Below are 24,492 nucleotides of genomic sequence, written 5' to 3'. Positions count from 1 at the left end.
GGTGCTTGATTAACTTCGACATGAAACGCGCTAATTGATCGGGAAATTACCCACCAGACGAAACTCGTCATAGCTGCCATCGATCTGTCCACCGCTGGCACGGTGGTTGTAAATGATTGTGCGCAGCGTCGAGTTCTTCAGGCGCCCGGACTGCACGGTGTAGGTCACCATCAAGGCATTTTCATGGTGCTTGGCGCCATCCAGGGTTCGCACGTTATAGCCTGTGTTACGTCCGTTCCGGTCCCCGTCATAATGGGTGCCATCGATGTCCCAGCCCTTTGCATGCCAGGTGGCCGCCGTGAGTCCGGGCAATCCCACGCTCACCAGGTCAACTTCGTAACGCAACTGCCAGGATTTTTCGTTGGGCCCGCTGTACTCCGAGTACAGCGAGTTCGCCAGGTAGTTACCGGTTGACTCCCAGACTGTGTCGAAGTACTCGTTGCCGATAACCTGCTGCCAGGCCAGTGTCACGCTGTGGGCTTGGTGGCTGCCGGTGAGCGCGACGCTGTAGGCGCTATTGTCGATGTAGCCCAAACGTTGCTCGCCCTGCTCCCGCGTGTGGTAGTAACCAAACGCTATCCTGGTGCCAAGGGTCGCGTTGTCGCCGGCACGGTGGATCGCACCGAAATAGTACTGATCCCACATGTTTTCAAAGCGCGAGGCATAAAGGGTCGCCTCCAGGCCATAGTCAGGCTTGAGCGTTCCCCCCACATAGCTGATGCGATCGCCACTGTATTGACGGTTGCCAAAACCACTGGTGAGTCGCTCAGCGCCTGTCCCCGTACGGGGGATGACGCGGTCAAAGCTACCCGCTTGCAGCGACAACCAATCGGTCTCATTGCTGGACAGCCCGGCCCCCTGGAAGCTGGAAGGTAAAGCGCGGTTGTCTTTGTAACGCAGTATCGGGTTTTCCGTCATCTGCCGGCCCACCTTAAGCTCGGTGTTCGACACACGAAACCGCGCAATACCAAGTCCCAGGCGGCTCCACGTGGGTATGGCGTCGCCGCTGCTGTCGACCAGAACACGGTCGGCACCGTTGGCCACTTGTCCGTGACCACGGGCGAGGTTCACGGCGCTGAAAATGCCAGCATCCAAACCGAACCCAAGTGTGCCCTGTGTGTAGCCTGAGCTGAGTTTAAGCATGCTGGCCTGTACCCAGGTTTCGCGTGTACGGGTGGGTACCCGACCTTGCGGTTTTTGAATGGTCAGGTAGGTGGAACCTCGAGCGTGCTGGTTGGCGTAGTAATGCCGAAGATTGAGATCGAGGCTACTGCCCTCTAAAAAGCCTCGAGCCTGCTCTTGTTGGGCAGGATTGCCAGCCCCCTGCGCCAAACCCGACAGGGCGCAGGCCAGGGTAGTACCAAAGAAAAATCGTACGAGCATTGTGAACCCCGAATCGAAACCGATAGATGACTTTTCCGGTCAGTCAGGCTGACCAGTTATTGTTTTTAGAAAGTATTCGACGGTAGAAACGATGCAGAGCAAGCCAGCTAAGTGGCTCGGCCTCTGCAAGGCCCGGGTTCCCGCCAGTCTGCTGGACTGGCGGGGGGCAAGATTGATCCTTTCAGGGGCGGCCTCCTTGTACGCCGCCGGGGCACTAAAGGTTGCGCAGCAGCGGATCGATGCGCCGGTTCGCGTACCACGTGTAGAAGCCTGTGACCGCTACACAAAACCAGTAGAGGCCTAGGCACGCCACGATCCCGGTGGTCAGCCGCGATTCGGTCGACAACGGTAGGGTCAGCCAATGGGGAGCAAACGCGATCAGCAGGATAAAGCTGAAATACGCACCCAGCGTCAGCACGGTCAGCCCCAGGACTAACCAGAATCTGATTTTTTTCAGACGCGCCAGAGAGCAATTGCCTTCAAGGGTGGTGAACGGGCTCGGCATGGTCGTTACCTCGTTTGGTCAAGGGTCAGTGAGCAATCGCGTTGTTGGCGTTGATGCCGGTCAGCGACCGATAGTGCTGGGCATCGAACCTGGCACGCTCGGCGTGGCCCGATGGGCTGCGGTCGGTGATCGAGGCGACCCAGGCGGCGATAAAGGCCAGGCTCATGGAGAACAGCGCAGGATTGGAGTAAGGGAAAATCGCCGTTTCGTGCCCCAGCACATTGACCCAAATTGCAGGCCCCAGCACCAACAGGCCCACCGAAGAGACGAGACCGCACACGCAGGCGGCGACGACTCCCCGGGTGGTCAGCCCGCGCCAGAAGATCGACAGGATCAGCATCGGAAAGTTAGTGCTTGCAGCAACCGCAAACACCAGGCCGGCAAGGAAGCTGATGTTCATGTTCTGCACCAGTTGCGACAGCAGTAGAGCAACGACGATCAGGGTGATACAGGCCCCACGGAAAATCATCAGCTCCCGCTTGGGGCTATTTTCTTTCCTGGGGAACAGGTGGGTGTAGATATCGTGGCTAACGGCCGACGCGCCTGAGATAGTAAGGCCGGCCACGACTGCCAGGATGGTGGCGAACGCCACGGCGGACATCACGCCCAGAAACAACTCACCGCCAAAAAAGGCCCCCAGGTGCAGGGCTGCCATGTTGCTGCCACCGACCAGCGTTTGACTGCCGGGCTCCAGAAACTGGGGATTACCGATGACGAAAATCGCCGCCCCTGCACCGATCACGGCGATCAGGGTATAGAAGTAAGCAATAATGCAGGTGGCATAGAACGCCGATTGACGAGCAGCGGCACCGTTTTTCACGGTGAAGAAGCGAATCAGGATATGGGGCATGCCGACCATGCCGAAAATGAGTGAAACACCCAAGGAAATAGCATCAATCGGGTTCGATATGAGCTTGCTGGGAGCCAATACCGCCAGCCCGCCGGGATAGGCCTGGACCACTCTGTCGATCAATTGGTCGCTGCTGAAGCCGACACTCTTGAGCACCATGAAACAGAGGAAACTGCCGATAGCCAGGATCAGCACTGCCTTTGTTATTTGCACCCAGGTGGTAGCCAGCATGCCGCCGAAAACCACATACAGCAGCACCAGGATGCCGACCATACCCACCGAGATCAGATAGGGCGTACCAAACAGCAATTGGATCAATTTACCCGCGCCGACCATCTGTACCACCAGATAAAGCAGCACGATGACCAGCGAGTTTGCCGCTGTCAGCAAGTGCACCGGGCGTTTTTTCAAGCGGAACGAAACCACATCCGACAACGTGTAATGGCCAAGATTGCGCAGCGGTTCGGCCACTAGAAACAACAGGATTGGCCAGCCGATCAAGGTGCCGACCCCATAGATCAAACTGTCATAGCCATACAGGGCCTGCATGGCCACGGCGCCGAGAAAGGTCGACGCTGACATGTAGTCGCCAGCCAGGGCAAAGCCGTTTTGCATCGGCGTGATGCCGCCCCCCGCGTTGTAAAAATCAGCGGTGCTGTGGCTACGGTTACTGGCCCAACGGGTGATCGCCAGGGTCAGGGTGATCAGCAGGAAAAACGGCACCAGGGTGTGCCAGTTGGCAGCATAACTGCTGCCAGTGGCCGCACTGGCAGAGCTTGAGGCCAGCACTAATATCAGCGAAAGACAGGCTGTCAGGATTTTGGGCTTCATGCGAGCTCCGGGCTTAGTTATTGTTATTGTCGTCGCGTCCGGAACCGAGTCGTAAATCCACAAGCTGCCTGAACATCGCCACCCCGATGCTTGCCACATCATCGTTGAAGTCGTAATGCGGGTGGTGACACATAGGACCATCCTGGCCCAGCAGGAAATAACAGCCAGGACGCTCCTGGAGAAACACTGCGCAGTCATCACCGGCCATGATCGGAGCGACGTTTTCCTGCAGTTTATCGGCCCCGACCACGAGCTTCGCGGCACGGATCACGTGTTGGGTCTGCTCAGGGCTGTTGACGGTTGGCGGGGTGTTGTTGGCCAGTGTCATCTCGATTTGACACTGATGAGCCAATGCCAGCCCTTGGCAGACTTCGCGCATGCGTTCGACGACCTGCTTTCGAACAGCAACGGACAGAGTGCGCACGGTGCCATCGAGCACCGCGAACTCGGGGATGACGTTATTGGTTTCTCCGGACTGGAAGCTGCAGACACTGATCACTGCATTTTCTATCGGATTGACGTTGCGGCTTACAATACTTTGCAGGGCCGCAACCAGGCTTGAGCCGATCATGATCGGGTCGACGCTCAAGTGCGGCATACCGCCGTGGCTGCCGACGCCGATGATGCGGATCGAGAAAAAGTCCACCGAGGCCAGCGCTGCGCCGCGACGAACGCCAACGGTGCCAGCCGCCAGGGCGGGATGGTTATGCAGCGCATAGATTTCTTCGAACGGGAAACGCTGCAGCAAGCCATCATCCAGCATGGCCCGACTTCCCTGGATGATCTCTTCAGCGGGTTGGAAGATCAGCACCACGGTGCCGCTGAAATCTAGCCGCTCTGCCAACAGACGCGCCGTGCCCAGGAGAATGGCTGTATGACCATCGTGACCGCAACCATGGAATACCCCGTGGTGCACAGAGCGATAGGACGGCTGCCCTTCTTCGACGATGGGCAAGGCATCCATGTCGGCACGAAAGGCAATCGTCGGCCCTGAGCCAAGGCTGCCGTGGATCACCCCGACGACACCCGTCTGGCCAATACCGGTGTGGACTTCGATATCCCATGAGCGCAGCAGCTCAACAACGAAGTTGGCCGTCTTGTGTTCCTGGAAGGCTGTTTCTGGCTGGCTGTGAATCTGTTGGCGCCAGAGGCGCATATCGCTGGCGAGGGCTTGGATTTCAGGGCTGATAGGCATGTGCATGGGTTCCTTATTATTGGGAGCGCTTTTTTAGCGCTTGCGAGCATCATGCTGGAGTGCAAATGCTGCAGGCCAATGCATACTTGGGACGTGTCTATGCGCTCTTTGCATAGCCAATGCGAACGTGGATCGTGCGCGCTTCAGCGCCAGGGTCGTGGAGTGGCAGTGACGGTGGTCTGCTGCTGGATCGCTGCAATGGCAAGATCCTCGCCACCGGTGCAGGCACTACGGGTCAGTTGCTGACGACCTCTCCAGGACTGGTGATCGCCGCGCTGTCGATCTTCACCGAGATCAACCCTCGATCAAGGGCGCCACGGGGAACTGTTCGGCGCACCGCGCAAATATCTCCTGGGCCAGCGCCTTGGCTCCCTTTATCGAGGGCGCCAGGGTACGTCCCGCAAGGCTGACCGAACCGAAACGCGCGCGCAGTTGCAACGGTGGATTCAGCGCGATCTCCTGCAGCCGGCCACTGTCCACGGCGCTCGAAAATGCCGGGTAACTGCCGAAGACCACGGTGTTCCTGGTGAACGCCAAGGCCTCGAGGTCAGCGAGCACATCCGTCTGAAAATGAATGGCCGTCTCGATGGATCCCCCCAAATACGTATCCAGCTCCGCCATGGCCCAGGCTGACAACTTGATACTGCCCAAGGGGCAACCCAGCAATTCCGAGGGGTGAACCTGTTTTTTCTGCGCCAAAGGATGATGGGCGGCACAAAAGAAACCACTTCGCCAATTGGGCAACAAATCGACCTGCAAATCCTGGCGATAGGACAACAGCGCCACATCGCCGAAAAAAATATCAATCTTCTCTTCCAGCAGCAGCCACAACAATTCTTCATAGGTGCCGCCCTTGACGGTCAATCGCACCTGCGGACAGTTCAGGGCAAAATGTTCCAGCAACTGAGTTTTGAGCAGGGCCGCCGCCGTCGGCGCGAAGCCCAGCGCAATCTCGCCATACTCACCACGGCGCACCAATTCGATATCCCGGCGCAACTCATTGAGCTCGGCCAGCACCTTGCGTGCGCGCTCGGTAAACACCTCGCCGTAAGGTGTCAGCTCAACCCCGTTAGGTCCGCGATCGAACAACTGCACCCCCAGTTCAGCCTCGATCGACTGAATGCTGCGCGACAAGGCCGGCTGACTCAGGTTGACCTCGATACTGGCTTTGGTAAAGGTCAGGTGCTCGACCAGCCCCAGAACATGACGCAGTTTCCTGGTATCCATTTTTCTCTTTCTTAATTAGCGGTCGAATTGACGAAACATGGCCGAAGACGATCCTCCAAAATCACACCAGTGCCCATATCGGGCCGACATCATGTCCCTGGAAAAGCCTGAATCCTAGCCATGCCCTAACAGGTTTTCAGTGTCGCGCATTTGTACAAGATGCGGATATCCATTTGCATGTATCGACTTTATTGACCCCGTCCCTCCCCAACTACGACTCACGCACAGCTTTGAGCGGCCCGAGCCTGTTTATGCCCAACGGCCTGACCTTCATCCTCTCAATCAAATACAGTCCGAGTTTTTGTCTTTTCGTACAGTGTTCTGCTGCCTGATGATTGCTCATGGCACTCCAAAACTGACAGTGTTGTATGAGGGGCTGCTTTCGGCCAGAAGCAGACGCTAAGCCGACTAACTTCCGCCCGTACAACACTGCTGCGCGTTGCCACCGGTGGCGATAGACGAGCAATATCACCACATTGGTATTCTTATCCCCCACCAGTTAACCTGCCAATTTCAGGCCATCAGTCATGGACACCCCTAGATGCAGCCCCCCAAGAAATACTCTGTTGTATTGGTCGATTTAGATGGTAGGCACACGCTCTATCCGATGAAAGAATGGTGCCGTCAGAATCCCAATGAAGCACCACCTATCGATCGCAACACGAATTCTCAGCAGCTTCGTCGTGCATTCACTCGAATGGGATGGATCACTGAAGAAACTGAAACACAGGTTCTGGTCCTGCATCCCGGCACACCTAAAACAGCTATCCAAGCCATCGAAGATGAAGACCTGGCTCTTGGTGACGAAGACACGCCAGATTCAGATCGAGAGACAGTTTTTGAACTGGAATGGCAGCTACGCGACTTCATATCTCACAACATCGAATCACTGAAACTGGAAGGTAAATCACTTCGCCTCTATGTCGACCCTCAAGGTCGTGATGGAGTTGAATACCCTACCAACGTTGGACCAATCGACATACTCGCACTTGATTCAGATGACGCGTTCGTGATTTTTGAACTCAAGCGTGGTCGTGTGGCAGATCGTGCGATCGGTCAGATCAGCCGCTACATGGGCTGGATCAAGAAGAACCTTGCGCACGGGAAGATGGTGAAGGGCGTCATCGTTGCGAAATCCATCAGCTCAAACCTGCGTCACGCTATCGTGGCAGTGCCTAATGTCTCGCTTTTTGAGTATGAAGTAGCGTTCAGCCTGAACCAAATCCTTGAAGCAGATGGACCAATTTCAGATGAAATATGGGGAGTGAACAGCCCCAACTTTCGTAGCCCCATAAATTGATCGTTTCTACCAGTGAGCGAAGGGCTGACTTCGACCGTCGCTATGCATGTTCAAACCTCAGTCTGTTCCGCCATCTCCAGACCAATAGCGGCTCCGCGATGCGTCGAATAAACCGGGGGGCGATTCAACTCCCCTACCCTTGGCACGATCTGATGTTCGTGACCAAAAGCATCTTAAGCAGGTTGAACGCCTGCGGGGCCCGGCCGTTAATCACCCAAAGATTGAGGTCGCGGCAATACTCGGTATCGACCAGCGTATGGTCTACAAGATCGGCAAGGAGTTCGGGGTAACCTTCAAAGCTCCAACCTACGGCGGCACCCGGAACGTGGTACCAAAGTAGGTGGATGAATCCAAGGATGCGCGGCTGGCCGAACGAATCAAGGGATTAATGGCGTTGGGTATTACCCGCCGGCAGTGCTGCGGCAAGCTCGCAATCGGCGCCAGGGCCTTCGAACGGATCATCGCCGTCCACAGCATCCACTACCCAAAGCGAGCTAAGGCAGCACTACATGCGCCGCATAGCCCGCGTCCAGCAATGCAAACGACAAACATTGCCGGCCAGCAGAAGTAAAGAAAGGATCGGTCATGGCCAAGTCAGTAAAGAAGTCGCCAATTAAGCCGCCTAGAAGCTCATGCCAGTATTACAACACCGCCAAATCTTGCTCCACGGGTTAGTCTTCTGGATTGTTATCAGAGAAGGATTTGTTCAGAAGTCCCTCGATCACGCTGTCAGGGTTGCCCAGCAGCTGTTTGTTGAAGGCCTTCCCATCCTCTGAACGCGTAGCGAGAAGCCCCCAGGACTTTGTTCCATCGGCACTAAAAACAACACTGAGCTGATTGTCTGCACAGTCGTGTGGCTTGCACATATGCCCCACGGTGAAGCTTTTTCCTTCAGCCGAAACCTTCTCAACCGGCGACGCGACGCCCTGAGCTTTGCTGACCCAGCTCGGAAAGCTAAGCATCTCGGCATAGGCTTTTTTGTACGGAGTCTTGCTGGCTAACTCGGGCAGATACTGCTCCGCTGAAGCTCCAGCCGCGATCAACATCATGCAAGATCCAGTCAGGATTGAGAGGCGTGTTTTTTTCATTTCAATAACTCCCTGTAAGCAACTTGGTGAGCGCATCACGCGATGCGGAACTCAATACGTCGGACTCAGCCTCGCCTGAGAAGTTTCGATAATCCGCCGCAGCAAACATTCTAGACCAGAGAGATTGATCACGGCCGAGGAAGAATCCGTGCTGCGTGTTCATAACCCGACAGCAAAATGTTTACCTGGTCCAGCCAAACTGACATTTCAGTTTCGACACCTTTGATCCAGGCCTGCGCGGTCGCCTTGCGATCGAACGTCTGGCTTCCTGATAAACTGTCACACCCTTTTGCATAATGCGGATCTGCGCGGTGTAACCCGTCGATCCATCCCTGCGCTTGCGAACGGTGACAGTGCCCATGATTTTGCTGCGCGAAGGTTTTTAACACTCAGAGCACCTGTAAACATTATCTGGCTCCAATCTAATCCCTGTATAAATTTTGTACCACCATCCCATCCTTGAACGACCATTCGCAAAAGAAAGACCGTTTACATAAGCGGCAGCGAACGACCAAAAATAGGCACCCAGTTGTACTTATGGAACTCGAGGTCGTTCATTCCTGATTTTTATCCGGTATGACAGACTCTTCTTTTTTGCGGACGCTTTGTGAGAAAACCATGGAGATTCGACGGTTCAGAATCGGGGATGAGATTGCGTTGTTCGACGTCTTTTACTCTGCCATTCATGAAGTCGCGTCACGCGATTACACTCGCGATCAAGTCGAGGCCTGGGCTCCTGCTGATCTTGATCAGACGCTATGGGCGGAGCATCTTCGAAATCTCCGCCCATTCGTGGCTGAGGTAGGCGGGGAAATTGTGGGCTATGCCGATATTCAACCGAACGGTTACATCGACCATTTTTTTGTGTCGGGTACTCATCCTCGGCAAGGAATAGGCACTTTACTCATGAACCGTATCCATGAAGAAGCCAGGTTACTTGGCATTGACGAACTGACTTCAGATGTCAGCAAGACGGCTGAAAGGTTCTTTGAATTGTACGGTTTTCATGTCGTGCGCCGAGGATTTCCGATCCGTCGGGGCGTAACACTTCAGAATGCACTGATGCAGAAAAACCTAAAATGAGGCTCATTAATGCCTCGGGTGGACCAGCTGCCACTTCGGGTAGGCTGCTGCCAATCACGCGAAATCCTCAGCCTTGTCAGTGATGGATGGTACGAGGCGATTCACTGCACGGGGATGCAGCCTTACAAATGCAGTATCACAACCCCACATCACCTAAAGCATAAGCACCAGGCATGCCTAGCTACGACTTCATTCACCGGGAAACTTGTATCGAAAAAGGATAATTAATATACGATTTTCTGCAGGCTAATTGAGCAAGACTACAACCAAAAACAACTTCCAACCTCTCACAATCAACATCGACTTCTTTAATAACTACGATAGCAGTGAAAAATACAGCACTCGAAAAATGACGCCAGCTCAGATTTTACATTTTTAGTCGGGCGGTGTTGATTTGCTAGCCATTGTTTTCTCCAGGCAAAAAAATACCCGCGCCTGGCGGGTTAGTTGAGTTGAAAGCTATCGCTGTAGTAATGCTGCCCATCTATTGAGCTGCCCTTTCCTGTCGGGCACACTCCGGAGTCCTCATTACCCGATAACAGGAGTTTACGGATGCCATTTCCACAAACGGAACATAATGCTTTGCTGGCCCTAAAAGGCGTAGGACCGACCGTTATCGCTCGCCTAGAGCAGATGGGCATTGACTCGCTTAATTTACTCAGCAAGGCGAGTGTCGACGACATCCTGGCTCAGGCATCAGCAGCAGTTGGATCGACTTGCTGGAAGAACAGTCCCCAAGCCCGGGCAGCTATTACCACTGCTGTTAGATTTGCCAAGGACTATCATGCGAACACAGTTGATTCATAAAGCTGACTCGAACTCCCTCAATGCTTGTGGTTAGTCGTGTTGCCACTGGTGTCGATAATTGCTCCGCCACCGTTGATATCCCCCGTGACGCGCAGCCCGCGGTTGCTCAGCACTTCGCCGTAAATGGTCACATCACCATCGAGCGCGATCGCCCCGGACGTCACCACCACAGCGCTATCCGTAACGGTCGCCGCCGACCTTGATATCCACCAAGCCAGTCGGCAGCACAATGCTGTAACCGTGAGCCAGCGCTCGACGTGATCGCGGTTATCCGGGGCGGGCCCGGCATCGCCAAACAAGCCCGGCACAAAGGTGCCTTGTGACACATCACCACTCGGACTGAGCAAAGTGCCCTGCTCACCCATGCTGGGCACCCGCCAGTGCCGTGCCTTGCCCGCTGCCAGACTGTGCCAGCGCACCCAGGCACTGACCCACTCGCCGTCAGACACCCGGCACATCGGCGGCCGGGCAGTCAGGTCCAGGGCGACTACATAGCACTCCTTGACCATGCCCACGATCATGCGGTCGTGCTCGGAAAGGACGTGGCTCATGGGCCAACCTCACCGCCCACGCTGAACACCAGCAAGCCGGGTTTTTCGTCGGGCCAGTGCCATTTCCTTAACCATGGCGCCTACACGGCTTGCCCGCTCGATCGCGCCGGGTTGATCCGGCGCGGCTTCACGCTTGCAAACCCATGCCTGGGCGGCCTGTTTTCGGGCGAAGGTCTGGCTCTCTTGGTAGACTTGCGCCCCTTCACGAATCAGGCGTATTGGAGCCGTGTTACTAATGCTGCCGTCGGTGCGTTTGCCTGCTCTGATCGCGGCCATGGTCAACTGGTACAATTCGTAATCGGGTTGGTACTTTGTACCACTCACCCCCTAAAACACGCCTAAAACACGTAGAGCAAAATGGTACAGAATTCAGCTACACCCCACGTAAACACAGGCTCTGCGGTGTCCAGACGCTTTAGCGTGGCCCCTATGATGGACTGGACCGATCGTCATTGCCGTTTCTTCCTGCGCCTGTTATCGAAAAACACCCTGCTCTACACCGAGATGGTGACCACTGGCGCGCTGCTTAACGGTGATGCCGAGCGCTTTTTACGTCACGACGAGGCTGAGCATCCGCTGGCATTGCAGTTGGGTGGCAGTGTTCCCGCCGATCTGGCAGGCTGCGCGCGCATGGCCCAGGCCGCCGGGTATGACGAGGTGAATCTGAATGTCGGCTGCCCGAGTGATCGGGTGCAGAACAATATGATTGGCGCATGCCTGATGGCTCATCCGGCGCTGGTTGCCGATTGTGTGAAGGCCATGCGTGACAGCGTTTCCATTCCGGTCACGGTCAAGCACCGCATTGGTATTAACGGACGCGATAGTTACGAGCAGCTGTGTGACTTTGTTGGCACCGTTAAGGATGCGGGTTGTACCAGTTTTACCGTGCATGCGCGTATTGCGATTCTTGAAGGGCTGTCGCCGAAAGAAAATCGCGATATTCCACCTTTGCGTTATGACGTTGCCGCGCAGCTGAAAGCTGATTTCCCTGAGCTGGAGATTATTCTCAACGGCGGGATCAAGACGCTTGAACAATGCCAGGAGCATTTGCAGGTGTTTGACGGGGTGATGCTCGGGCGTGAGGCTTATCACAACCCGTACATTCTGGCTGAAGTCGATCAGCAGCTTTTTGGCAGTACCGAACCGGTGATTTCACGGGCCCAGGCCCTAGCGCTGTTGCGCCCTTATATCGCGGCGCACATTGCTGCGGGTGGGGCAATGCACCATATCACCCGGCATATCCTGGGGCTGGGCCAGGGCTTTCCCGGGGCACGGCGCTTCCGTCAGTTGCTGTCTGTGGACATCCACAAGGCCAAGGACCCACTGGCCTTGCTGGATCAAGCCGCAGAGCTGCTGGAAGGCCGCTGAATCGCAGGCAATTAAAAAGGGCCGTCCTGTACAGGACGGCCCTTTTTTATCGGTTGCCGCTCAAGGGTCAGTGACGCTCGAGTGCATTCACCAGATCATGGAACGCTTCACGGTTGGAGTCGTTGAGCCCCATCAGAATTTTGTGGGCTTCAAGCACTTTGACCCGGACCACTTCTTCAGACTGGTCCTGGGATGGCAGGTCTGTCAGGCACTCAGGGCACGGAATTGGCTTGCCGATGATGTTGAACACCTGATCGAAGCCCATCGACTGCAGAAGTCGCGTGATGTCTTCGTGGGTGGTGACAACTGTCGGCAACAGACCGATTTTCTGGCGTGACAAAATCGACAGTTTCGCCAGCAAACCCAGGGTGGTGCTGTCGATGCTGCGGGTTTCGGTGAGGTCAATGACGATGGCGTTGAAATTCAGCGCCGTGAAAATCCTCTCGATTGTCGCATCCAGTGCCGAACACAGTGTCAGGCGCACTTCACCCACAAATTTCAGGACAAATGTACCGTCCTGTTCGGCGAACTGAATTCTACCGGTACTCATTTAAGATTCCTGCTTAACACCAACAAGGCGATATCATCCGGCATCTCCCCGAGCGTAGCTAATCCAAACTCTTGGCGCAGGCCATCCAGGCTGCCGCCAGCTGCTTTTACCAGTTGTGGCAAAGCTGCCTCTTTCTCTTTGAGCGTCTGCTCGGTCAAAAGGTCCAAAATTCCGTCCGACATCAGTGTAAGACTGAAAGCTTCCGGCAACTTCAGAACATGATCTTCATAGGTCGCTTCATTAAACAGGCCAACCGGCAGCCCTCGCCCTTCCAGGTAGCCCACGCTGTCAGGCGTGTAAAGCACCGGCAATGGCAGGTGGCCGCCAATGCTGTAAGTCAGCACACCGGTTTCTTCATCAATGACTCCGCCGACCATGGTCACGTGTTTGCCCAGCTTGCAGTTGATCAGGCCGCGGTTGATGTGCCCAAGCACCTCTGAAGGCTTGAACTCGGGCAGGGTCCCGTTGCGTTTGGACTCGAACAGCAAGCGCGTGGTCATGAACTTGAGCAGCACGGTTACAAACGCGGATGACGCACCGTGACCGGAAACGTCAGCCAGATAGAAGGCTACCCGTCGCTCATCGACCCTGAAGTAATCCACGAAATCGCCGGACAAATACAGGGAAGGAATAATTTGATGAGCAAAGTTGAAATCATCAATGGACCAGGGGCTGATGGGCAGCATGTTCATCTGCACCTGGCGCCCGGCATTCTGGTCTTCCTGCAAAAGATGCAGACTGGCTTCGAGCTCGCGGTTGGCAGACTCCAGCTTGTCGCGGTAGCGCTGGTTTTCCACCAGCAGCCGCGCGCGATCCAGCGCCCGATGTACTGAGTGCTCCAGAACGGCCAGATCTTCAAGCGGCTTGATCAGGTAGTCGGCAGCACCCAAGCGCAGCGCCTCGACCACATCGCTCATCACGCCCGCACCGGAAATCACGATCACCGGGGTTTGCGACGAGCGCTGCGCTACCTGCCGTATCAGCTCCAGGCCACTCATTTGGGGCATGCGCAAGTCACAGATCACTAAGTCTGGCTGCTCTTGCTCGAACACCTGAAGACCCTGCATGCCATTGCTGGCCTGGAGGACGCTGAAGCCGCTGTCTTCCAAGTAGGCTGCCAAACTGGCGCGTACTACTTCGTCGTCATCAATGATCAGCAGCGTGGCACTGGTTTTTTGCATGTGGGCAAATGGCGCCAGAATTAGGTTGGCGTAGGAGCTCGAACGGGTCGGGCTCAACGACTGAATTGGCTTATGAACATCCCTGATTCAAATCGATGGTATTGCTCGATCCTACAAAGGTGCCCGTGTAAGGCGCAGACGGTACTCCCATCCGCGGGGGGTTTCAAGCTCAGGCCGATGGTGGCCGCAGGTCTTCGTCAAGTTAAATTCCTGCGGGTTATAAGAACCTCGTGAACGGCAACTAAAACCAAGGTTCGAGCTCCGCCAAAAGCAACCTTCACCCCACCCCGACAATGCAAAAAACGGCCCTCAGGGCCGTTTTTTTTCAGCAACAGCGCAAGAATCAAAAGTCGTCTTCAACCTGCCCGTCTTTGATCTTGAACTCGCGGTTCTGCAAATACGCATTGCGGATAAAGACGTACCTGTCACCCGTAATGAGCTTTTCAGCAGACAGCAAGCTGGCGCGGGTATCAATAACATCCATGCCGATTGCCATGTTACGGGCCGGGATATCATTCATGTAACGGTACGGTTCGGCGAAGGTGTCCGGATAAATGGCGACTGCGTCACGCACGGTGCTCGGACCCAGTACCGGCAACATCACGTAAGGACCACTAGGTACACCCCAGTACCCCAGGGTTTGCCCGAAGTCTTCAGCGTTGCGCTGCAGGCCCATTTTGGTGCCGACATCGAAGAAACCGGCCACACCGAGGGTGGTATTCATCAACAGACGGGCCGTGTCTACACCCGCAGCCTGGGGCTTGGCTTGCAATACATCGTTGGCCAGGTTGCGCACGTCGCCAATATTTCGATACATGTTATGGATGCCATCCTCCAGAAATTGCGGAGTGATGAACTGGTAGCCCTGGGCAAGGGGCTTCAAGGCATAGGTATCGAGCTTTTCGTTGAATTTGAAAATGACCCGGTTAACTCCTTCCCACGGGTCATCTTCGGTGGCGGCGTTGGCGGTGAATGGGACCATCGCAACACCGGCACAGACACATATTTGAGCAAGACGATCGGTCCAGCGCATAGCAAAGCTCCTAAAAAATACATAATACTTGGGCGCTACGCCCTGGGTCAGGCGCAGAGTATAACGGTAATTGGATTTTCGGCGCCCAAAGAAACACCTGCAACAGACTGACCCATGCAGCAGTCGTTCCGAAAATAATTACATTTGTTATAAGTTTCCGCATCTCGCCCCTCTCTGCCGGCAAAAGCCGCTATAGGGATTTTGATAGAGATCATGCATGCTTGGCCCGAGTGGATTAATCTAGAGGCCCGCTTACAGACCTTTTGTTCACGGCGAAGGTCTATACAGAGCCTATCAATAAAGGATGAATGCTATGCCTGCCGGCGATCTGCAAAAACAACTCGACTCCCTGCGCGAGCAACTTGATAAAAACCCGCCACTTTCCCTTGATGAGCGGGACGACCTCAACAAACTCGCTGAACAGATCGATGCCCAGATCAAAGTCGAAAACGCAACTCAGGACACCAGCCTGGTCGACAACGTTAATCTGGCGGTAGAACGCTTTGAGGTCGAGCACCCTACCCTGGCTGGCACCTTGCGCAATATCGTACAAACCCTGGGTAATATCGGGATCTGATTTCCCGTTACACCCCGGACACAAAAAAGCCCCGACTCAATCGAGTCGGGGCTTTTTTTATTGCTCAGGCTGTCAGAGCCCTGATTGACCACTCAACGCCAGGTCGAGCAGCTCACGGTTGGCTACCGCATACATTGCGTAGTCATTGCCGGTGGCGGCACGCAGATCCACCAGCATCGAGCGCCAGCGCTCAACCATCGAGTTGTTCTGCTCAAGCCACAATGCCAGACGCGCTTCGATTTCAGTCGGGGCATCAGCCATTTGCAGTACCGAGACGGTAATTGCACGCTGCTGCCAGTCGATATCATCACGGAACGCTTCACGGGCCAGCGCCTGCCAGTTGTTCTCTACCGGCAGGTTGCTGATTTGCTGCAGGTACCAGGTCAGATCCAGCGCACTGCCGACGGCGAAGTACGCCTTGGCCACATCCGCAGCATTCTGGCCGGTCACATCCGAAGCCTCGATGATCGGCAGCAAGGTGTACAGGTGCGTAGTACCAGCCACCATCCGCGCCAGCAACTCCGGTACACCGGCTGCGACGTAAGCCTGGTAGCGGGTCTGCCAGCCCTCGCGGGTTGCACCTTCCAGCAGTTCGTCGAGCTTGAGCCCCAACGCCGCCAGATGCGGGCCGAAATGCGCCACGTCACGTGCCGCATCCAGTTCGTTGCGACGACTGCGCAGGAACCAGCGGGTGGCACGACGACCCAGACGCATCAACTCGTCCATCAGCGCCAGCTGGATTTCGGCCGGAACCTGGTAATCCAGAGCTTCGATCTGACGGAACCAGTGCGGGAGATGGAAGATGTCGCGCACGATCACATAAGCACCCGCCACATTGGCAGCACTCATGCCGGTCGACTCTTTCAGCCGCTCGACAAAGGTAATGCCCATGTGATTGACCAGATCGTTGGCGATCTGGGTGCTGACGATTTCACGCTTGAGGCGGTGACGACGCATGGCAGCGGCAAACTTGCTGACCAGCATCGGCGGGAACGCGGTTTCCATGTCACGGGTCAGGTAGTCGTCATCCGGGACCTGGGAGTTGAGCAAGGCTTCCTTGAGGTCGATCTTGCTGTACGAGATCAACACCGACAGCTCGGCACGGGTCAGGCCATGGCCCGCCGCTACGCGCTCGTTGAGTTGCTCTTCGGACGGCAGGAACTCAATGGCACGGTCCAGCTTGCCACGGGCTTCCAGATCGCTCATCAGACGCTTGTATTCAGCAATGCGCTCGTATGCACGGCGCGCCGCCAAAGAAATGGCCTGGGTCTGCTTGTAGTTGTTGCCCAACACCAGGCCGCCGACTTCATCGGTCATGCTGCCCAGCAGCTGATTACGCTGCTTCTCGGTCATATCGCCAGCCTGCACCACTTCGTTGAGCAGGATCTTGATATTCACTTCGTGGTCAGAGCAGTCCACACCACCGGCGTTGTCGATGAAGTCGGTATTGGAACCGCCGCCATTGAGGTTGAATTCGACACGGCCCAACTGGGTCATGCCCAGGTTGCCGCCCTCGCCCACAACCTTGCAGCGCAACTCGTTGCCGTTTACCCGCAACGCGTCGTTGGCCTTGTCGCCTACATCGGCATGGCTTTCGCTGCTGGCTTTGACATAGGTACCGATACCGCCGTTCCACAACAGATCTACCGGCGCCTTGAGCAAGGCATTCAGCAGTTCGGTCGGGGTCAGCTTGTCGGCGGTAATTGCGAAACGCTCTTTCATCTCAGGGGAGATGGCGATGCTTTTCGCACTGCGCGAGAAGATCCCGCCGCCTGCCGACATGATGCTGGTGTCGTAATCCGACCAGGCCGAACGCGGCAGGTCGAACAGGCGCTGACGCTCGACGAAGCTATTGGCCGGCTCCGGGTTCGGATCGATGAAAATGTGCAGGTGGTTGAATGCCGCGACCAGTTGCAGCTTGTCGGACATCAACAGGCCGTTGCCGAACACGTCGCCGGCCATGTCACCGACGCCAACCACGCTGATGCTGTCTTGCTGAACGTTGATGCCACGCTCTTTAAAGTGGCGCTGCACGCCCACCCAGGCGCCTTTGGCGGTAATGCCCATTTTTTTATGGTCATAACCGGCCGAACCGCCCGAAGCAAACGCATCACCCAGCCAGAACCCGTAATCAATGGCAATGCCGTTGGCAATGTCGGAGAAGGTCGCGGTCCCTTTGTCGGCTGCTACCACCAGGTACGGGTCATCGTCATCGTGACGGACCACGTTCAATGGCGGTACCAACGCGCCGTCCTTGAGGTTGTCAGTGATGTCCAGCAGACCGGAAATGAAGATCCGGTAGCAGGCAATCGCCTCGGCCTGGATTTCGTCGCGACCGCCGCCCAGTGGCAGGCGACGTGGCACGAAACCGCCCTTGGCGCCCACCGGCACAATGACCGAGTTCTTCACCTGTTGAGCCTTTACCAGGCCCAGTACTTCGGTACGGAAGTCTTCTTCACGGTCGGACCAGCGCAAGCCACCGCGAGCAACGTTGCCGAAACGCAGGTGAACCCCTTCAACCCGTGGCGAGTAGACGAAGATTTCAAACTTCGGCACCGGCTTTGGCAGCTCGGGAATCAGGTGCGGATTGAACTTGAAGCTGAAGTACGAACGGTTCTGGCCATTGGCATCCGGCTGGTAGAAGTTGGTCCGCAGGGTTGCTTTGATCAGGTCCAGATAGCGACGCAGGATGCGGTCTTCGTTGAGTACCTGAACGTCATCCAGCGCAGTCAGGATCGCTTGTTCCAGACGCAGCTGCTTGTCATCCAGATCTTCTGCGGTCAGCTTGCGCGCCAGATAGAAGCGGGTTTTGAACAACCGGGTCAACTCGCGGGCGATGTCGGTATGGTTGTTCAGGGTGCTGGCGATATAGCCAAGGTCGAAGCCCAGGCGAATCTGCTTCAGGTAGCGGGCGTAAGCACGCAGCAATGCCACATCACGCCACGGCAAACCGGCGGTCAGTACCAGGCGGTTGAAGGCATCGTTCTCGGCGTCACCCTTGACGATATGCACGAATGCATCCTGCAGGGTGTCGTTGAGTTGCTGGATATCCAGATTCAGGCCTTCGCCCGCGGTGAAGGCAAAATCATGGATCCAGAACTCACGGCCATTGGCATGCCGCAGGCGGTACGGGAACTCGCCCAATACGCGCAAGCCCAGGTTCTCCAGGATCGGCAACACATCAGACAACGCCAGTGGCGTATCTGCGTGATACAGCTTGCAATGCAGTTCCTGGCCGGCGCTTTGACCCAACGGCTGGTAGAAGCTCATCACCAGCGGGTTTTTCTCGCTCAGGCTCATCAGGTGCTGCATGTCGACCACGGCCGAGTGCGCGGCAAAGCGCTCGCGGTAGCCGGCCGGGAAGCCTTTCGGGAAGTCCGACAGCACCTTGGTGCCATTGGCTTCGCCGAAGCTTTCAACCACCAGGCTTGCGTAATCGTCCTGCCAGCTGCGGCAAGCCTGGACCACTTCTTTTTCCAGCATCAGCGGGTCGATATCGATCCGGTTTTTGGGATCGACCCGCAGGATCAGTTGCACGCGGGCCAGTACCGACTCGGAGAAGAAGGTCCAGAACTCGCAGTCCGAAGCTTGCAGACGCTCCATCAGCACTTGCTGGATTTTCTGCCGCACTTCGGTGGAGTACACGTCCCGTGGCACATAGGCCAGGCAGTAGCAGAAACGGCCATACGGGTCTTTGCGCAGGAACACGCGAATCTTGTTGCGCTCCTGGATTTGTACAATCGACATCACCGTGGTGAACAACTCGTCGACCGGGGTCTGGAACAGATCGTCACGGGGCAGGACTTCGACCACCTGAGCCAGTTCCTTGCCCAGGTGAGCCTTGGGCTGGAAGCCGGAACGGCGTTCGATCTCGGCAACCTTGCGCCGGATATAAGGAATCACCCGCACGCTCTCGCCGTATACCGACGAGGTATACAGGCCCATGAAGCGGCATTCCTTGATCACCTTGCCGTCGGCATCGATTTGACGAATCGAGACATAGTCAGGGTAAGCCGGGCGATGTACGCGACTTGGGTGCGCAGCCTTGGCAAACGACAGCAGGGTCGGCTCGCGCAGGTAGCTGACGGCGTAATCTTCGATGCGCAGGTCTTCGGCAGTCAGGCCGGCCCGCAGCAGCTTGGTCAGACCGAGGAACGACTGCGGGTCATATTCGATATGACCGCCATCCGCCTCGTCACGTACCACAAACTCTTCATAGCCCAGGAAAGTGAAGTGGTTGCCCACCAGCCACTCCAGGAAGCTCTTGATTTCGGCTTTCTCATCGGCATCGACGACGTACTGGCAGCTGTCGATACCTGCCAGCAACTCCTGGACCTTGTCTTTCATTGGCTCGAAATCAGCCACGGCGACGCGCACTTCACCCAGAACCTGTTCCAGTTCCTTGCTCAGCACATTCAATTCAGCGGCATTGGAGCAGCGATCGATTTCCAGGTACATCAGCGACTCTTGCGAGACGCCTTCGCCACTGGTGCCCTTGGGCAGAATTTCCAGCAACTCGCCTTTGCTGCCGCGGCGAACACTCAACACCGTGGTCTGCAGGGTGTGGATGCTGTAACCGCGGCGGTTCAGCTCGGTACGTACCGAATCCACCAGAAACGGCAAATCGTGATGCAGTACTTCTACGGCGGTGTGGGTCGACTGCCAGCCATGGCGCTCGTAATCAGGGTTATAGACCCGCACTTGCGGCTGCGCCGGATCGAAGCGTTCCAGCAGACGCCAGGCTGACAGCGTACAGCCGGCCAGGTCGGACATTCGACGTTGCGTGAGTTCGTCCAGGGAAATGATGCCGAAGAATTGCTCGGCAAACAGGGCTACTTGTGGCAATGCCTGTTCACTGATGTGCTGGGCCAGAGCTGCTTGCAGTTGATGCTGGAAGTCGGCTTTGCTGGCTGCGGTGAAGAACGCCATCTGTGGTACTCCGCTTGGGCTTGTTATTGAGAGAAGCGTCGCGTGCTGTTCCCGCGTGGGGAGCTGCCAATACTGTGCAAGGGCATATCTTGGCAGTTTACCTTGAAAGCACAGCATGACAGGGTGGTGAAGCTGGCCGCGACCCAGGGGTCACATTCACGTTCCAGGATGGGTATCTGCAAAAACGACTGCCGGTTGAACAGGCTGTGTTTTTAAAGATAGCTATCACCCGCGAAGCTTAACGATTGAGCCGCCCGGCCTGCTTGCGATGCGGCGACATATTCGGTCATTGGGACGCAACCTTGCGGCCTGATAATGAACAACCCTAGCATTCCAATGGGAAAAACATTCCGAAAAGCACCTGTAAATCCTTTGCCAGTCACAAAAATGACTCGTACGACGCAATCCGGACTCTTCGACACATTTTCAATCAGGCCAGCATAAATCTGTGCAGGCTGGCAAAATCAACTTTTATTCAGCCGATACATGCGCCCGCAGCGCCAGGATTCCCCCCATGCAAATCACCACCCCGCTCCTCATGGCCAACCCGTGCGACGACGAAGAAGACAACATGGCCATGCTGTGTTGCCACAGCGAACAGGGCGAAATGTTCCTGATGACCCGCTATCCGGACGAAGACGAACTGGAAATCACCTTCGGCGACGTTGACGGACCTTCGGTTCTGGAAGGGGTAAAAGCCACCCTGAGCCCTACCCGCCTGCTGATTGAAATCAGTCCGTCTGACGCTGACGCCCTCAATGGCGACGATCATATCGAGATCCTTCACAGCGCAGACCCAAGCGAGCTGGCCGAAATCGAACAAACTCTGCACAACATCCTCAAAGGCACCGGCACCTACGTCAGCGAACTGGGCTGAACCACCTGACCACAACAACTGCTTACCCCTGAAACGCAGGTAATGCCGCCATGCGCCCGATCTTCGATGCTCACTGCCATATCATCGACAGCGCCTATCCGCTGATCCCGAACAACGGCTATATGCCCGAGTTTTTCAGTGTCGATGATTACCAGGAACGTACCCGCCCCCTGGGCATCGTCGGCGGGGCCGTGGTCTCGGGATCTTTTCAGGGTTTCGATCAGACTTACCTGATCGCTGCACTGAACCGCCTGGGCCCGGGCTTCGTGGGGGTAACGCAACTGCCCGCCAGCGTCACCGATACCCAGTTGCAAACCCTGGACCGGCATGGTGTTCGCGCCTTGCGCTTCAATCTCAAGCGCGGCGGTTCCGAGCAACTGGACCAGCTCGAATCCCTGGCCAAAAGGGTGCATGACTGCGTGGGCTGGCATTCGGAGTTGTATATCGACTCGCGGGAACTGCCAGCCATTGAAACCCGGCTGCTGCGCTTGCCAGCCCTGAGCATCGATCACCTGGGGCTGAGCCATGAAGGCTTGCCCAGCCTGCTGCGCCTGGCCGGATACGGGGTTCGGGTCAAAGCCTGTGGTTTTGGCCGGGTAGATTTCGCGCTGCCCGGCGTACTGCGACAGATTCACAGCGCCAACCCCCATGCACTGATGTTTGGCAGCGACTTGCCGTCGACCCGCGCGCCCCGCCCCTTTGCAGACAGCGACATCGTCTTGTTGAGCGATGCCCTGGGTGAGGACGGCGCCGCGCGGGCCCTGTGGCACAACGCCCGGGAGTTTTATCGCTTGAGCTAAACAGGGTGTTTAGCCACTGACACGAGAACGGCATGCGTAAGGATTACCTGGCTTTTTTCATTTCGCTGTTTGTGTCGCGGCTTGCCGACCAGATCCTGTTATTTATCGTGCCGCTGATTGTGTTCCAGACCACCAATAGCGTGTCGTGGGCCGGACTGGCATTTTTTGTCGAGTCTTTGCCGCGCTATCTGGCGTTCCCGGTCTGCGGGGCACTCTGTGACAAATACCCCCCGGTACGCATCCTGCACATCAGCCAGGTCTATCGCGCGGTTGCCTGCGTCATCGCCGTAGGGCTTTACGCACTGTTCGACGGGATTCACTGGGTGGTCATCCTGTCAGCACTGTGCGGGGTACTGACCACCCAGGGCGTCATGGCCCGGGAGGTGCTGATGCCGCACATCTTCAAGCACTACACCTACGGCAAAACCCTGTCCTACTCGCAGATCGCCGATCAGAGCGGATTGGTTCTGGGGCCGCTGGTAGCTGCATTGCTGCTCGAAATCTGGGCCTGGCACTGGGTGGTCATGGCCGTAGCCGGACTCTTTGTTCTGGCCGATCTGGCGATGCTGTTCTGGCAACGCAATACCAGGGTCAACCTGCCAACCTTCGAGCAACACCAAGACCTCTGGCTACAGCCATTGCGCATCGCCTTCAGGCATATCCGCCAATTGGCAGAGTTGCAAAAAATCATCGTCCTGGCAGTCGGCGTCAATTTGCTGATCGGTGTCACCCTGGCCACCTCCGCGGCCATGGTCATCGGCCAATATGCGGCCGGCAAGCAGACCTATGCCGGCTTGCAGGCCGCAGGCGCGCTGACGACCATTGCCATTCTGTTTTACCTGGCGCGCTCGACCCTGTCTTTGAAAGTGCTGGGCAGCCTGTCCTACTCCATGATCGCATGTGGCGCGCTGATCACCGCCCTGAGCCCGAATATCTGGGCCTACACCCTGGGCTTCTTGCTGATTACCGGCTTCGACAAGATGTTCAACATCTACTTTCGCAGTGTTCGCCAGAAAGTCATCCCGCCACAGGATTTTGGCAAAACCGTGGGTGTGGTCAGTTTGCTCAACAACCTGTCCCAACCCTTGGCCGGACTACTGATTGCCCTGCTGGCAGGTCCCTTGGGCACCCAGACGGTCATCCTGTGGCTGACCGGTTTGACCGCCTTGATCGGCGTCACCCTGGTGACACTGGCCAGACGCCGGTAATGGCGAGGCACAGATGAGCACTGTTCTCAACAACTCCCTGGATTTCGGATTTTTCCTTAAATATCGGATTTTTCCTTAAAAAGCTCCCCCTGCGATTAGTCCGCGACCCCTCCAATGGATTAAAGTAACGGCCCCAGCCCCGGCGTAACTCTTGCGCCGTCGGTGTCCTTTTCAGGAACAGTCAACGATGGAACATCGTGAAGCGCTGCTTGCGCTGCGAACCTTTCTCTCAACGCAGATTCTCGGTCAGGAAAAACTCATCGACCGCCTGCTGATCGCGCTGCTGGCTGACGGCCACATGCTGGTCGAGGGTGCGCCCGGCCTTGCAAAAACCAAGGCCATCAAAGAATTGGCGGAAGGGATTGAAGCGCAGTTCCATCGAATTCAGTTCACCCCCGACCTGCTCCCCGCCGACATCACCGGGACTGAAATCTATCGTCCGGAGACCGGCAGTTTCGTCTTCCAGCAAGGGCCGATTTTCCACAATCTGGTGCTGGCGGATGAAATCAATCGCGCGCCGGCCAAGGTTCAGTCGGCATTGCTCGAAGCCATGGCCGAGCGCCAGGTCAGTGTCGGGCGCAGCACCTACGAACTGTCGCCGCTGTTCCTGGTGATGGCCACGCAAAACCCGATCGAGCAGGAAGGCACCTATCCGTTGCCCGAAGCCCAGCTCGACCGCTTCCTGATGCACGTCAAAATCGGCTTCCCCGATGCGGCTGTCGAACGGCGCATCCTGCAGCAGGCCCGCGGCGAAGCGCTCAACGGTGAAACCAAACCCGAGCGCCGGGTCAGCCAGCAAGCCATTTTTGCTGCACGCAAGGAAATCCTCGGCCTGTACATGGCCGATGCAGTAGAGGAATACCTGGTGCAACTGGTCATGGCCACCCGTACTCCGGGCAAGTTCGACCCGGAAATGGCCGACTGGATCGCCTATGGCGCAAGCCCCCGCGGCTCGATTGCCCTGGACCGCTGTGCCCGGGCGCATGCCTGGCTGGCCGGACGCGACTTCGTCAGCCCCGAAGACATTCAGGCCGTGCTGTTTGACGTTCTGCGTCACCGGATCATTTTGTCGTTCGAAGCTGAAGCCGCCGGTATCGACCAGGACCGTGTGGTGCAGCGCATCCTTGACGTCGTTGCCGTCGCCTGACC

The 24,492-nt window shown here is 56.5% G+C and carries 21 protein-coding genes and 2 pseudogenes; 10 read left to right on the top strand and 13 right to left on the bottom strand.

Translation table 11 applies throughout. From position 1 onward, the window contains the following. Positions 1 to 30: 30 nt before the first annotated feature. The 5 genes from JQ845_RS21235 to JQ845_RS21215 all read right to left on the bottom strand — a co-directional run bounded on the left by JQ845_RS21235 (position 31) and on the right by JQ845_RS21215 (position 5,991). Complete coding sequence (locus JQ845_RS21235) at positions 31 to 1,383, bottom strand: OprD family outer membrane porin (protein ID WP_161720177.1); 1,353 nt, start codon at positions 1,381 to 1,383, stop codon at positions 31 to 33. A 214-nt stretch (positions 1,384 to 1,597) separates the two neighbouring features. After that, a complete protein-coding gene (locus tag JQ845_RS21230) occupies positions 1,598 to 1,888 on the bottom strand; it encodes a DUF485 domain-containing protein (protein WP_161720179.1) in 291 nt (96 codons plus the stop codon). Positions 1,889 to 1,913: 25 nt separating this feature from the next. Continuing rightward, the gene (locus JQ845_RS21225) at positions 1,914 to 3,569 is read right to left on the bottom strand and encodes a sodium:solute symporter family transporter (protein WP_161720181.1); all 1,656 of its coding nucleotides are present in this window, start codon (positions 3,567 to 3,569) and stop codon (positions 1,914 to 1,916) included. A 13-nt stretch (positions 3,570 to 3,582) separates the two neighbouring features. Further along, positions 3,583 to 4,764 (bottom strand): M20 aminoacylase family protein, encoded by a 1,182-nt coding sequence (locus tag JQ845_RS21220; RefSeq protein ID WP_203009429.1) that lies wholly within the window; start codon positions 4,762 to 4,764, stop codon positions 3,583 to 3,585. A 294-nt stretch (positions 4,765 to 5,058) separates the two neighbouring features. Then, on the bottom strand, positions 5,059 to 5,991 hold the full coding sequence (locus tag JQ845_RS21215) for a LysR family transcriptional regulator (RefSeq protein WP_161720185.1): 933 nt from the start codon (positions 5,989 to 5,991) through the stop codon (positions 5,059 to 5,061). 541 nt (positions 5,992 to 6,532) lie between these two features. Here JQ845_RS21215 and JQ845_RS21210 point away from each other — a divergent pair. Together JQ845_RS21210 and JQ845_RS21205 are read left to right on the top strand one after the other, a co-directional pair. Beyond that, complete coding sequence (locus JQ845_RS21210) at positions 6,533 to 7,291, top strand: endonuclease NucS domain-containing protein (protein ID WP_203009428.1); 759 nt, start codon at positions 6,533 to 6,535, stop codon at positions 7,289 to 7,291. Between the two features lie 340 nt (positions 7,292 to 7,631). Beyond that, the gene (locus JQ845_RS21205) at positions 7,632 to 7,862 is read left to right on the top strand and encodes a hypothetical protein (RefSeq protein WP_202210645.1); all 231 of its coding nucleotides are present in this window, start codon (positions 7,632 to 7,634) and stop codon (positions 7,860 to 7,862) included. Positions 7,863 to 7,962: 100 nt separating this feature from the next. Here JQ845_RS21205 and JQ845_RS21200 read toward each other — a convergent pair whose 3' ends face one another. Next, the gene (locus JQ845_RS21200; RefSeq protein ID WP_203009427.1) at positions 7,963 to 8,379 is read right to left on the bottom strand and encodes an Ivy family c-type lysozyme inhibitor; all 417 of its coding nucleotides are present in this window, start codon (positions 8,377 to 8,379) and stop codon (positions 7,963 to 7,965) included. A 200-nt stretch (positions 8,380 to 8,579) separates the two neighbouring features. Then, positions 8,580 to 8,740 (bottom strand): annotated as a pseudogene (locus tag JQ845_RS21195) (site-specific integrase); the annotation flags it as partial. 215 nt (positions 8,741 to 8,955) lie between these two features. On the opposite strand from JQ845_RS21195, the gene JQ845_RS21190 reads away from it, so the two are divergent. After that, positions 8,956 to 9,462, top strand: coding sequence for a GNAT family N-acetyltransferase (locus JQ845_RS21190; protein ID WP_236010227.1), 507 nt, complete (start codon positions 8,956 to 8,958; stop codon positions 9,460 to 9,462). 552 nt (positions 9,463 to 10,014) lie between these two features. Further along, complete coding sequence (locus JQ845_RS21185) at positions 10,015 to 10,269, top strand: hypothetical protein (protein ID WP_003444708.1); 255 nt, start codon at positions 10,015 to 10,017, stop codon at positions 10,267 to 10,269. A 17-nt stretch (positions 10,270 to 10,286) separates the two neighbouring features. Here the strand turns inward: JQ845_RS21185 and JQ845_RS21180 are convergent, their stop codons facing one another. Continuing rightward, positions 10,287 to 10,820 carry a phage baseplate assembly protein V gene (locus tag JQ845_RS21180; protein WP_203009426.1) on the bottom strand — a complete coding sequence of 178 codons (534 nt, stop codon included), beginning with the start codon at positions 10,818 to 10,820 and terminating at the stop codon, positions 10,287 to 10,289. A gap of 60 nt (positions 10,821 to 10,880) precedes the next feature. Continuing rightward, positions 10,881 to 11,096 (bottom strand): annotated as a pseudogene (locus JQ845_RS21175) (integrase); the annotation flags it as partial. Positions 11,097 to 11,177: 81 nt separating this feature from the next. On the opposite strand from JQ845_RS21175, the gene dusA reads away from it, so the two are divergent. Further along, positions 11,178 to 12,188, top strand: a complete 1,011-nt coding sequence (gene dusA, locus JQ845_RS21170) for a tRNA dihydrouridine(20/20a) synthase DusA (protein ID WP_003444712.1) — start codon at positions 11,178 to 11,180, stop codon at positions 12,186 to 12,188. Between the two features lie 67 nt (positions 12,189 to 12,255). Here dusA and rssC read toward each other — a convergent pair whose 3' ends face one another. The 3 genes from rssC to JQ845_RS21155 form a co-directional block, all read right to left on the bottom strand. After that, positions 12,256 to 12,738: an anti-sigma factor antagonist RssC gene (gene rssC, locus JQ845_RS21165; RefSeq protein WP_010657349.1), complete on the bottom strand. Its 483-nt coding sequence runs from the start codon at positions 12,736 to 12,738 to the stop codon at positions 12,256 to 12,258. Next, entirely contained in the window at positions 12,735 to 13,919 is a 1,185-nt protein-coding gene (gene rssB / locus JQ845_RS21160; RefSeq protein ID WP_003444715.1) for a two-component system response regulator RssB, read from the bottom strand. The genes rssC and rssB overlap by 4 nt, the downstream gene beginning before the upstream one ends. 343 nt (positions 13,920 to 14,262) lie before the next feature. Next, a complete protein-coding gene (locus JQ845_RS21155) occupies positions 14,263 to 14,952 on the bottom strand; it encodes an MlaA family lipoprotein (RefSeq protein ID WP_003444717.1) in 690 nt (229 codons plus the stop codon). 313 nt (positions 14,953 to 15,265) lie between these two features. Between JQ845_RS21155 and JQ845_RS21150 the strand changes: the two genes are divergently transcribed. Continuing rightward, positions 15,266 to 15,529, top strand: coding sequence for a DUF4404 family protein (locus tag JQ845_RS21150; protein WP_003444719.1), 264 nt, complete (start codon positions 15,266 to 15,268; stop codon positions 15,527 to 15,529). 72 nt (positions 15,530 to 15,601) lie between these two features. Here JQ845_RS21150 and JQ845_RS21145 read toward each other — a convergent pair whose 3' ends face one another. Continuing rightward, complete coding sequence (locus JQ845_RS21145; protein WP_003444722.1) at positions 15,602 to 20,458, bottom strand: NAD-glutamate dehydrogenase; 4,857 nt, start codon at positions 20,456 to 20,458, stop codon at positions 15,602 to 15,604. A 514-nt stretch (positions 20,459 to 20,972) separates the two neighbouring features. Here JQ845_RS21145 and JQ845_RS21140 point away from each other — a divergent pair. From JQ845_RS21140 to JQ845_RS21125, 4 genes are all read left to right on the top strand, one after another. Further along, complete coding sequence (locus tag JQ845_RS21140; RefSeq protein ID WP_003444723.1) at positions 20,973 to 21,335, top strand: hypothetical protein; 363 nt, start codon at positions 20,973 to 20,975, stop codon at positions 21,333 to 21,335. A 50-nt stretch (positions 21,336 to 21,385) separates the two neighbouring features. Beyond that, on the top strand, positions 21,386 to 22,135 hold the full coding sequence (locus JQ845_RS21135) for an amidohydrolase family protein (protein ID WP_203009424.1): 750 nt from the start codon (positions 21,386 to 21,388) through the stop codon (positions 22,133 to 22,135). A 32-nt stretch (positions 22,136 to 22,167) separates the two neighbouring features. Further along, the gene (locus JQ845_RS21130) at positions 22,168 to 23,343 is read left to right on the top strand and encodes an MFS transporter (RefSeq protein ID WP_203009423.1); all 1,176 of its coding nucleotides are present in this window, start codon (positions 22,168 to 22,170) and stop codon (positions 23,341 to 23,343) included. A 187-nt stretch (positions 23,344 to 23,530) separates the two neighbouring features. Beyond that, complete coding sequence (locus JQ845_RS21125) at positions 23,531 to 24,490, top strand: AAA family ATPase (protein ID WP_003444726.1); 960 nt, start codon at positions 23,531 to 23,533, stop codon at positions 24,488 to 24,490. The last annotated feature ends 2 nt before the right edge of the window (positions 24,491 to 24,492 follow it).

It is taken from the genome of Pseudomonas paraversuta (genome assembly GCF_904063065.1).
GTDB classification, from domain to species: Bacteria; Pseudomonadota; Gammaproteobacteria; order Pseudomonadales; family Pseudomonadaceae; genus Aquipseudomonas; species Aquipseudomonas paraversuta.
This window is presented reverse-complemented; position numbering and strand designations above follow the sequence as displayed.